This window comes from Acinetobacter sp. (genome assembly GCF_036659555.1).
Lineage (GTDB): Bacteria > Pseudomonadota > Gammaproteobacteria > Pseudomonadales > Moraxellaceae > Acinetobacter.
On record NZ_JAVXCI010000020.1, the window covers coordinates 25,072 to 33,308 of the forward strand.

Consider the following 8,237-nt stretch of genomic DNA (forward strand, 5'->3'; position numbering starts at 1 on the left):
TTATGAAAGATTTTAAAAAGCCACCTTTTAAACAAAAAGCGATTGCAATTGGCTTCACCGCAGGTGTGCATGTCATTGCGGTTGTAGGCTTGCTTTATCTTGGCATGAGCAAACCGCCTGAACCGCCAAAACAGATTAAAACCGTACTGATCAAGCCGGAAGATTTAAAGCCGGTCACGCGCCAAGAAACCCCGTTTGATGAAACGGCGCATGAAAATACGGCGGAAGAAATCACCCAAACAGCCGAGCCGAGCATCGCGCCGGCGCCAGTGATTCCAGCAACGCTGCCTCCCGCTCCTGTTCCAGCGCCTAAACAGCCGGATACGGCCAAGCTGGATGCGCAAAAAGCCGCGCAGCAGGCCAAAGCGGCAGAACAGACTGAACGCAAAGCCGCCGATGAGGCGAAACGCGCAGAGCAAAAGCGCAAAGCGGATGAAGCAGCGCAATTAAAAGCGCAGGCAGAGGCTCAGGCCAGAGCAGACGCAAAAGCCAAGGCAAATGCGCAGGCTAAAGCCAATGCCCAAGCTAAGGCAAATGCTGAAGCAGCTCAGCGCAAAGCCGAAGCGGATGCCAAAGCTAGAGCCGAAGCAAAAGCTAAGGCGGATGCTCAAGCCAAGGCCAGCGCAGAAGCCAAACGCAGAGCCGATTTAGACGCCAGGCGCCAAGCTGAAAATGCAAAATTGAAAGCGCAGCAGGATGCTAAAGCTAAGGCAAATGCTGAAGCGAAACGCATCGCCGATGCCAAATCGGCTGCGCAGGCGAAAGCCAATGCCCAAGCTAAGGCAAATGCTGAAGCGGCTAAGCGCAAGACCGAAGCGGATGCTAAAGCCAAAACGGATGCGCAGGCGAAAGCCAATACCCAAGCCAAGGCAAATGCTGAAGCGGCTAAACGCAAGGCCGAAGCGGATGCTAAAGCCAAAACGGATGCGCAGGCGAAAGCCAATACCCAAGCCAAGGCAAATGCTGAAGCGGCTAAGCGCAAGACCGAAGCGGATGCTAAAGCCAAAACGGATGCGCAGGCGAAAGCCAATACCCAAGCCAAGGCAAATGCTGAAGCGGCTAAACGCAAGGCCGAAGCGGACGCTAAGGCCAAAGCGGATGCGCAAGCCAAGACAAATGCTGAAGCGCGTGAACGCGCAGCTGAAGAAGCCAAAGCCTCCTCGGCTAAAAAAGCTGCTGAAGAAGCCGCGCAGAAAAAAGCTGAAGCCAAAAAAAATGCTTCTACAGCCAAGCGTGACTTTGAAAACAGAATCAAGCGCGCTTGGGATACGCCTACAGGCTCAACCGGTAAAACAGCAACTGCCCGCATCACTTTAACTGAAAGCGGAGCCGTCCGCTCGGTTATTGTTACATCCAGCGATCCAGATATGAAAGCCAGCATTGAAGCGGCCGTCCGCAGTGCTGCGCCCTACCCAATGCCGTCAGACCCGGATGCGCGCCGCGAAGCGCAAAGCATGACCTCGACATTTAAATCAGCAAATTAAAACCCATGCCCCCTGATTCATCAGGGGGTATTTTTTATCACGCCCACCTCTTTCATGACACTAGGCCATGTTTCAGCATGCTTAAATTCAAACAGTTTATTGCTCCTTGCATTTTCTTCTCCATTTCAGCCGGCGCCGCTGCGCAAATACAGCAAGTCCATAACACCCCCGCTGCCGCGCAGGAAACAGCAGGCGCTGTCCAGCACTTTTCCGCTGTAACTGCAGCAAAAGCTAAAGCGCCAAACCCAAGCGCTGAATTGGAAATCGCAACAGCCAAAAGAGCAGCTGAAGCAGACGCTGCAAAAAAAGCTGAAGCTAAAAAAATTGCATCCAGCAGTCAGCGGGAAATTCAGCAGAAAATATTCCGCAGCTGGCAGGTTCCAGAAGGCTCAGCCGGCTTGGACGCAAGGGCGCGGATTGTATTAACTGATACCGGCAATGTTCAGTCCATTGCGGTGATGGATGCGCCGAATGCAGCATTTAAAAACAGCATAGAGAAAGCTGTTCGGCAGGCCGCGCCTTTTGCCATGCCGGAAGACCACGACGCGAGGCGCGCAGCCCGCCTGATCCATATCCGCTTTGCTGCCAAATAAAAAGCCGGAACAGGCAAGGCCCGCTCAGGCTGAGTTTTTTAAGCAGGCCTTAAAAATAGACTGCGCTGCTGCGGCCGCTTTTTCACAGTCGGATAACAGTTTCTTCATAATCTTGTGCTTTAATTATTTTAAAAACATGCCATTATGTGACACATTCACAGCAACAAGAATTCATAGATTTAGAGTATTCAGCGAATGATGGAAATGACGCGAAAACATCTGCTCTGCTTAGCTGTTTTAACAGCCTTAAGTCCTGTTTTAATCAGCCAATCGCATGCGCAGCTGCATTTGGAAATTACCAAAGCGCCCGAAGAAGCGCCTAAAATTGCGATCATACCGTTCAGCAATGACCAGACCCTTTACCCGATTATTGAAAGTGACTTAAACCGTTCCGGCAAGTTCAGCAGCGCTTCTAAAAACCTGCCTGCGACGGCCGCGCTGAATACGCCGAATGCTGAAGCATGGCAAGCTGCCGGCGTGCCCTATGTGGTGACCGGCTCAATAAAGCCGGCGGCTGACGGTTCGTTTGAGGTTCACTATCAGCTGTATGATGTGCAGAAAAAACAGTATTTGCTGAATGAGCTGCTGACTGTGCCGGCTTCCCGCACGCGCCAGGCAGCGCATATGATCAGTGATGCAATTTATCAGGCACTGACCGGCATTGCCGGAGATTTCAGCGGGCGCATTGCCTATGTGCTGCGCAACCCTGCAACGCCGGATCAGCGCTATACTCTGCAAATTGCGGATACCGACGGCGAACAGCCGCGAACGGTTTTAACATCACGCGATCCTATTCTGTCCCCGGCCTGGACGCCGGATGCCAAGAAAATCGCCTATGTGTCTTTTGAAACCAAGCGCCCGGCCATCTATATTCAGGACTTGGCTACAGGCGGGCGTGAAAAATTAGCCAGCTTCCGCGGCCTGAACGGCGCGCCAAGCTTTTCCCCAGACGGCAAGAACATGCTGTTCACCGCATCCATGCACGGCAATCCTGAAATCTATCAAATGGATCTGGACAGCCGCCAGCTGCAGCGCATGACCAGCGACAGCGCGATTGATACCGAAGCACGCTATGCGCCAGACGGCCAATCCTTTATTTACACCTCTGACCGCGGCGGTTCGCCGCAGATTTACCGCTACAGCTTTGCCGACGGCAGCGCCAAGCGCTTGACCTTCCGCGGCGGATTCAACGCCCGCGGCACCTTAAGCGCCGACGGCAAAAAGCTGGCATTGGTGCACCGCCCTAGCGGCAGCAGCTATAAGGTAGCTGTGCAGAATCTGGACTCCGGCGTCACCAACATTCTGACGCCAACCAGCCTGGACGAATCTCCAAGCTTCTCGCCTAATGGGCAAATGGTGGTCTATGCAACGCGCGAAAATAACCGCGGCCTGCTGTCCATTATGTCTTTAGACGGGCGTTTCCGCATGAACCTGCCAAGCGAGCAAGGCGAAGTCCGCGAACCGGCTTGGGCGCCTAAATAATTTAAAACAAATCAACCTTCACGGAGATAAAGATGAAAGCTGTAAAATTATTCATACTTCCTGCCTTGGCTGCAGCGGTCATCATGACAGGCTGCGCAAACCGCAAACCCACTGCTCCTGTCGATGCGGCTCAAAATCCGGCTGGCGCTTCAACCGTAAACACCGAAGGCCTCAGTGAAGATGCAGCGCTGAACGCGCAAAACCTTGCCGGCGCATCTTCTAAAGGTGTGACGGTTGCCAATAAGGCATTTTTAGCCAAGCGCGTTGTGCACTTCAACTATGACAGCAGCGAACTGTCAAATGAAGACCTGCAAACGCTTCAGGCGCATGCGCAGTTCCTTGTCGCCAATGCCAGCTCACGCGTTGCCCTGACCGGCCATACCGATGAGCGCGGCACCCGCGAATACAATATGGCGCTGGGCGAACGCCGCGCCAAAGCGGTGGAAAGCTTCCTTGTCACCAGCGGCGTAAGCGCTGATCAGCTGGAAGCCGTCAGCTACGGCAAAGAAATGCCAATCAACCCGGGCCATGATGAAAATGCATGGAAAGAAAACCGCCGCGTAGAAATCAACTACGAAGCCGTTCCGCCGCTGCTGAAATAATTTAAGACCGTGCCGGACGCAATACAGGCATTAAAAAAGCACTCTCCATGAGTGCTTTTTTAATGCCTTTGATTCAGCCTATTCAGGTTTTTCTTCCGGAGCATCTTTAGCGCTTTGCATGGATTCAATTAAATCATGCTTATTGAACTTTTTATACTCTGGCTTAGACTCATAGCTGCTCCAAGCTTCCTTCACTTTATCCTTGGAAATTTCGTCTAAATTCAAACCTTCACTCGGTGTTGGAGTCGCATCAAATTTTTGCGTAGTCATTGTTGTGCTCCTGATCATCCACTCTATTTTCTGCTTTCAACATAGCATGTTCCTCAGGACTTGCAAGGGCAAAATCACGGCAAACGGTGCGGTTTAATTTTTCTTTTAGCGCATTCTCATCTAAAATACAGGGTTATTCAATTCCGATCATTTTTGACCGTTTTTATTTTTGGAGCCTTCCAGCCATGTCACACTTAAGCCTATCCCAATTCCTACAACAACAAAGCGGAAATTTAACCCCTGAACTAGCGCAAGTAATTGAAACAATTGGCAATACATGCAAAGACATTGATCAATTGCTGCAAAAAGGCGCTTTAGCGGGTGTACTGGGCAGTGCGCAGCATGAAAATGTTCAGGGCGAAGAGCAGAAAAAGCTGGATGTGATTTCAAATGACTATTTAATTGATGCCCTGAAAGCGCATCCAAATGTCGGCGGCCTGGCTTCGGAAGAATTGGATGACTTCACTCCGGCGCAAGAAAACGGCCAATATCTGGTTCTGTTTGACCCATTAGACGGTTCAAGCAATATTGACATCAACATGTGCGTCGGCACGATTTTTTCCATCCTGCCGGCAAAAAATGCCGTAACGCAAGCTGAAGACTTCATGCAGCCGGGCGTTAATCAGGCTGCTGCCGGCTATGTGCTTTATGGCCCATCAACCATGATGGCCTTGACGGTAGGCGCTGGCGTGGTGTTCTTTACCTTTGACCCTGAATCCAAAGAATTCCTGCTGACTTCTGAAAACATTCAGGTCGCAACTGACACCAAAGAATATGCAATCAACGCATCCAACCAGCGCCACTGGGAACAGCCGGTTAAGCGCTATGTCGATGAACTGCTTGCAGGCAAAACAGGCCCGCGTGAAAAAGACTTCAACATGCGCTGGGTAGCGTGCATGGTCGGCGATATTCACCGCATCCTGTGCCGCAGCGGCATCTTCATGTATCCATACGATTTGAAAGACCCGAAAAAAGCCGGCCGCCTGCGCCTGATGTACGAAGCCAATCCTATGAGCATGCTGATGGAGCAAGCCGGCGGCGCGTCAACGACTGGCCGTGTGCGTATTCTTGACATTCAACCGGCTGAGCTGCATCAGCGTGTTCCAGTCATCATCGGCTCTAAAAACGAAGTTGAACTCGTAACCAGCTATCACAACTAATCTTTTAAACGGCGGTCAGCCCAGCGGACCGCCGTGGACTTTATCCCCCATGTCAACTATCTTTCTTGAGTCTAAAGACAACCCGAAAATCAAGCATTTGCGCGGCTTAATCGAACAGAACGCTCACCGCAAAAAACACGGCCAAACGGTTCTTGAGGGAACGCACTTGTGCCTTGCATGGCTGCAGGAAAACAGAAAAATCAATTCTATTTTCACCACAGAACATGCGCTGGAACATCCGGATTTTGAAGAAATCTTAAGCGCATACACCGGCCATGTTTTTGTTATCGGTGAATCGCTTTATAAAGATTTAAGCACGCTGGGCACGACTTTAGCTTGCTTAGCCATTGTTGATTTGCCAACTTCACGCCAAGCGCTGAAATTTGATGAAGACACATTAATTCTGGAAAATATCCAAGATCCGGGCAATGTCGGCACTTTGCTGCGTTCAGCAGCGGCGGCCGGCATCAAGCAGGTGGTCTGCACCAAAGGCTCTGCATCCCTATGGTCACCGCGCGTGCTGCGTGCAGGCATGGGCGCGCATTTTTCTTTGCAGACCTATGAAAATATCGCGCTGGAAGACTGTCTGGAACGCTTTGAAATTCCTGTTTATGTCACCAGTTCCCACCGTGCGGCCAGCCTGTATTCAAAAGACTTGAGCAAAGCCTGCGTCTGGATTCTGGGCAATGAAGGCCAAGGCGTCAGCGATTATGCGCTTGCGCATGCAGAAGCTGTGGCCATTCCGCAGCCGGGCGGACAGGAATCCTTAAATGTAGCGATTGCCGGCTCTGTGTGCTTTTTTGAAATGGTGCGCCAGCGCCTTTAAAACGTTATTTTATTTTAATTGGGCCTGCCCAATTAAAAAAATAGATTAAACTATAAAAATAACAAGTTGTTTGTCAACCAAACCATCGTTTCCAGCGTTATTGTGGGTATGAACTTGGAAATGATGGTGGGTATCCAATGACAGGATTTTCCATCTCTATGGATTTAGCGCCAAAACAGTCCAATGCGGCAGATGCGAGTGTTTTAAAAAGCACGGCTGAATCTCGCCTGAAGAACTTCATGCACGAAGTTACTGGACGCGCCTTGGTGATGATGGAAAGCGCAACCCAAAACCAGCATGGCATGGCCATGGACTTGGTTCAGGAAGCATTCATCTCGCTGCATAAGTCGTATGCGGATAAGTCCACTGAAGAATGGTATCCCCTGTTCTACACCATCCTGAACAACAAGCTGCAGGATTGGCGCCGCAAAGAGGCCCGCCGCGCTCAGCCCTTTTCTTTCTTCAGAAAAGTCAGCCTGGAAGAGGATGACATTGAGCTGAATGATGTGGTGGATGAATCTACGCCCAACCCTTTTGAGCTTATTGATCAGGCCGTAACGGCTGAAGAAATTCAGGAAGCCATTGCGCAGCTTCCTGCAAGGCAGCAGCAGGCTTTCATGCTGCGGGCTTGGGAAGGCTTTGATACGCATACCACCGCGCAGATTATGAACTGCACTGAAGGCAGCGTAAAAACGCATTATCACCGCGCTATACAGGGCTTGCGCGCCTCTTTAGCGCATTTGAATCCACACATGGGAGGGTCATCCGAATGAAGCAAGATGATTTCTTAAAGCAAGTAACTTCCAAACTTGATGGACTCGCACAGCGCCATGAACGCAAGGCTGCTGTGATGAATAATGTTCTTGAAGAAATTCATCAACGTGAAACGTCACGCTACGGCCTGTGGAAAATGTCCAGCTTTGCTTTAGCAGCCGCCATAGCAGGCTTTGTCGTGCTGCCGAATTCAGTCACGCTGAATGAGAAACCGCAAAATCAAGTTGTATCAGCGCCTAAACTTTCTCCGCAGATGGTGGAAGATTTAGAAATGCTCATGGTCTTAGGCGAGGACAAAGTTCCGCATGGCAGCTAAAAAGTTGGCAATCGCTTTTTGCGCATTCAGTTTTCTGCAAACCAGTTTTGCAGGCTTTGAGCGCTTCTGGATTTTTTCCAAAGATGCAGATACTCAAGTGAATGAAACATGGGATTCCCTATCCGATACCGAACAGGCAGCGCTGATCAAGCGCTATCAGTCGCTGAAAGAGATTCCGGCGGAACAGAGTGTCAGCCTGCAGCAGCGCATGGACTGGTTTAACCAGCTGCCGGACGCAGAAAAGCAGAAAATGCGTGAAACTTGGCAAAAAATGAGCAGCCAGGAACGCCGGGAACTCGCACATCGCCTGCAGAAAGCAGCGCCGGATGAGCGCAGCGCAATTCGCGAAGAATACATCAATAAATACTTAAAGCCCGCAACGGCTGAGTACTAATCGCTCCAAAAATCTGAAGCATTTTAAATGCTGAGCTGGCCGCAGCTCAGCATTATATTTAAGCAAGTACTGATTCAGCATCTTCATGCCTTCCAAGCAGCTTTCAATCACTGGCAGAATAAAAAATCCCCTGCAGACAGTAATGCCAGTCAGCTAAGAAATTGATTGGCTTTTTCTTTTTAGAATTCACAATATTATTTGATACACGGAAGTGTCATCCGCAACCTGCGTGGTCCTTGAAATGGACTGTTTTTGCAAAAATTTTTTTAAGTATCGAAAGAGAACAGGTTTTGCGGATGACAAATGCTTTTGGTTCTTTTGGCGAAACAAAAGAAC

10 protein-coding genes are annotated in these 8,237 nt (G+C 50.3%); 9 read left to right on the top strand and 1 reads right to left on the bottom strand.

Features of this window, described 5'->3' with window-relative positions:
• The first annotated feature begins 2 nt into the window (after positions 1-2).
• The 4 genes from tolA to pal all read left to right on the top strand — a co-directional run bounded on the left by tolA (position 3) and on the right by pal (position 4,161).
• Positions 3-1,484, top strand: coding sequence for a cell envelope integrity protein TolA (gene tolA / locus RSA72_RS04480; protein ID WP_332632800.1), 1,482 nt, complete (start codon positions 3-5; stop codon positions 1,482-1,484).
• Positions 1,485-1,561: 77 nt separating this feature from the next.
• A complete protein-coding gene (locus RSA72_RS04485; RefSeq protein ID WP_332623636.1) occupies positions 1,562-2,077 on the top strand; it encodes a TonB C-terminal domain-containing protein in 516 nt (171 codons plus the stop codon).
• A 198-nt stretch (positions 2,078-2,275) separates the two neighbouring features.
• A complete protein-coding gene (tolB, locus tag RSA72_RS04490) occupies positions 2,276-3,559 on the top strand; it encodes a Tol-Pal system beta propeller repeat protein TolB (protein WP_332623641.1) in 1,284 nt (427 codons plus the stop codon).
• A gap of 32 nt (positions 3,560-3,591) precedes the next feature.
• Complete coding sequence (pal, locus tag RSA72_RS04495; RefSeq protein WP_332623635.1) at positions 3,592-4,161, top strand: peptidoglycan-associated lipoprotein Pal; 570 nt, start codon at positions 3,592-3,594, stop codon at positions 4,159-4,161.
• 78 nt (positions 4,162-4,239) lie between these two features.
• On the opposite strand, the gene RSA72_RS04500 is transcribed toward pal, so the two are convergent.
• On the bottom strand, positions 4,240-4,431 hold the full coding sequence (locus RSA72_RS04500; RefSeq protein WP_068913146.1) for an NF038105 family protein: 192 nt from the start codon (positions 4,429-4,431) through the stop codon (positions 4,240-4,242).
• 185 nt (positions 4,432-4,616) lie between these two features.
• Between RSA72_RS04500 and RSA72_RS04505 the strand changes: the two genes are divergently transcribed.
• The 5 genes from RSA72_RS04505 (at position 4,617) to RSA72_RS04525 (ending at position 7,901) form a co-directional block, all read left to right on the top strand.
• Complete coding sequence (locus RSA72_RS04505; protein ID WP_332623634.1) at positions 4,617-5,591, top strand: class 1 fructose-bisphosphatase; 975 nt, start codon at positions 4,617-4,619, stop codon at positions 5,589-5,591.
• 49 nt (positions 5,592-5,640) lie between these two features.
• Positions 5,641-6,417, top strand: a complete 777-nt coding sequence (locus RSA72_RS04510; protein ID WP_332623633.1) for a TrmH family RNA methyltransferase — start codon at positions 5,641-5,643, stop codon at positions 6,415-6,417.
• 158 nt (positions 6,418-6,575) lie between these two features.
• Entirely contained in the window at positions 6,576-7,190 is a 615-nt protein-coding gene (locus RSA72_RS04515) for an RNA polymerase sigma factor (protein WP_332623640.1), read from the top strand.
• Entirely contained in the window at positions 7,187-7,507 is a 321-nt protein-coding gene (locus tag RSA72_RS04520) for a hypothetical protein (protein ID WP_068913155.1), read from the top strand. Before RSA72_RS04515 ends, RSA72_RS04520 begins: the two co-directional genes overlap by 4 nt.
• Positions 7,497-7,901 (top strand): DUF3106 domain-containing protein, encoded by a 405-nt coding sequence (locus tag RSA72_RS04525; protein ID WP_332632802.1) that lies wholly within the window; start codon positions 7,497-7,499, stop codon positions 7,899-7,901. The genes RSA72_RS04520 and RSA72_RS04525 overlap by 11 nt, the downstream gene beginning before the upstream one ends.
• The last annotated feature ends 336 nt before the right edge of the window (positions 7,902-8,237 follow it).

Bases quoted from the DNA above. Each gene is read 5' to 3' on its own strand.
- tolB (WP_332623641.1), top strand. From the start codon at position 2,276: ATGGAAATGACGCGAAAACATCTGCTCTGCTTAGCTGTTTTAACAGCC.
- RSA72_RS04525 (WP_332632802.1), top strand. From the start codon at position 7,497: ATGGCAGCTAAAAAGTTGGCAATCGCTTTTTGCGCATTCAGTTTTCTG.
- pal (WP_332623635.1), top strand. From the start codon at position 3,592: ATGAAAGCTGTAAAATTATTCATACTTCCTGCCTTGGCTGCAGCGGTC.
- RSA72_RS04485 (WP_332623636.1), top strand. From the start codon at position 1,562: ATGCTTAAATTCAAACAGTTTATTGCTCCTTGCATTTTCTTCTCCATT.
- tolA (WP_332632800.1), top strand. From the start codon at position 3: ATGAAAGATTTTAAAAAGCCACCTTTTAAACAAAAAGCGATTGCAATT.
- RSA72_RS04520 (WP_068913155.1), top strand. From the start codon at position 7,187: ATGAAGCAAGATGATTTCTTAAAGCAAGTAACTTCCAAACTTGATGGA.
- RSA72_RS04505 (WP_332623634.1), top strand. From the start codon at position 4,617: ATGTCACACTTAAGCCTATCCCAATTCCTACAACAACAAAGCGGAAAT.
- RSA72_RS04510 (WP_332623633.1), top strand. From the start codon at position 5,641: ATGTCAACTATCTTTCTTGAGTCTAAAGACAACCCGAAAATCAAGCAT.
- RSA72_RS04515 (WP_332623640.1), top strand. From the start codon at position 6,576: ATGGATTTAGCGCCAAAACAGTCCAATGCGGCAGATGCGAGTGTTTTA.
- RSA72_RS04500 (WP_068913146.1), bottom strand. From the start codon at position 4,431: ATGACTACGCAAAAATTTGATGCGACTCCAACACCGAGTGAAGGTTTG.